Source organism: Candidatus Aquicultor secundus (assembly GCF_002791875.1).
In the GTDB taxonomy this organism is placed as follows: Bacteria; Actinomycetota; Aquicultoria; order Aquicultorales; family Aquicultoraceae; genus Aquicultor_A; species Aquicultor_A secundus.
The window spans coordinates 19197-20363 of record NZ_PFNG01000032.1; the positions used below are offsets into that span (position 1 = coordinate 19197).

Here is a 1167-nt window from a genome sequence, read left to right on the forward strand (position 1 = left end):
AGTAGCTGCGCCACGTTTAAGGTATCGGCTTTATCGCTAATCGTTATCGCGGTTCCGTTAAGCGCTGAGAAGTCGGCAACGAGATCGGGTGAATCGACCTTAATATCGCTTAACGCCATATCGGGATTGTAGGCGATGTTGCTCTGAAGCGTTTTGCCGATCGACGCGGTGTTCGATACATTAAACACCGCGAAGACCGTTTTGGTTGAATCAACCGAGATCGGAATATTCAAGTTAGAGAACGTCACGCTTTGTCCCGTAAGAGGGGATGACGTGGTTTCGGTATCTAGCGCCGGTTCAAACGACCCGTTGTCGTTACTATCCACGAAAAGTTTAACCAATGTGATATCGCTCGCCGGTGCGCTGCCGTTTTGCCGTAGGGTGATCGTATTTACATTTACGCCGTCTCCGCCGGCCGGATCATGCAAGTCGATCTTTTCGGCCAGTACGTTGGCGCTTCCTTGTTCAACGGTCGCCGTAGCCACTGAGCTATGCGATACCTGTAGCGTCTCGGTGGCGTAGATAATCTGCTGCGCGTTTGATGTGGTCGGTGGGATAAGGTTTACATTATCCGGGCTTGCCGCTGTTGCCGTTGCTATCGTAGACCCGAGCATCGCACCGATAGTCGCGGTAGGCGATATCGAATAAGTTACAAATAGCTTCTTCGTCTCTCCTTGAGCCAATCCTACCGAGATCGGGAAGGTTGCAGATCCTCCACTAAGCGGCGCGGACCCGATGACGGTATCGGTCGTATCGAACGTGCCGTTCTGGTTGCTATCGAGCCACAATTTAACCTGGGAGACGTCGGTATCCGTACCACCTGTTCTCTGTACCGTAACGGTTGAAAGCGTTGCCGCGTCGTAGTTTAGACTATCGAATGAGAGGTTAACCGTTTGTATCAAGTTATCCGCCGAGGAACGAGAAACCGTTGCCGTTGCGGGAGAAGTCATCGAAAGAGAAATGGTATCGGGTGCATCCAAGACGGTAACCGTTGCGCCGTTTATAAGGTTGTAGTCGGCTACAGTATCCGGCAATAAAACCGAGATGCCGTTTGTGGCAAAGCTTATGGAGCTTTGTATGCTTTGCCCGATCCCTGCCGAGTAGGAGAGATTATAGCCGACAAGCAGCGTCTCGGTAGAGTCCGGTGCAATATTGAGCGCCAGACCG

At 51.8% G+C, this 1167-nt stretch carries 1 protein-coding gene; it reads right to left on the minus strand.

The features are described from left to right. Positions 1 to 1167, minus strand: a 1167-nt coding sequence (locus COY37_RS01145) for a hypothetical protein (protein WP_286975605.1), incomplete at both ends; no start/stop codon positions are given.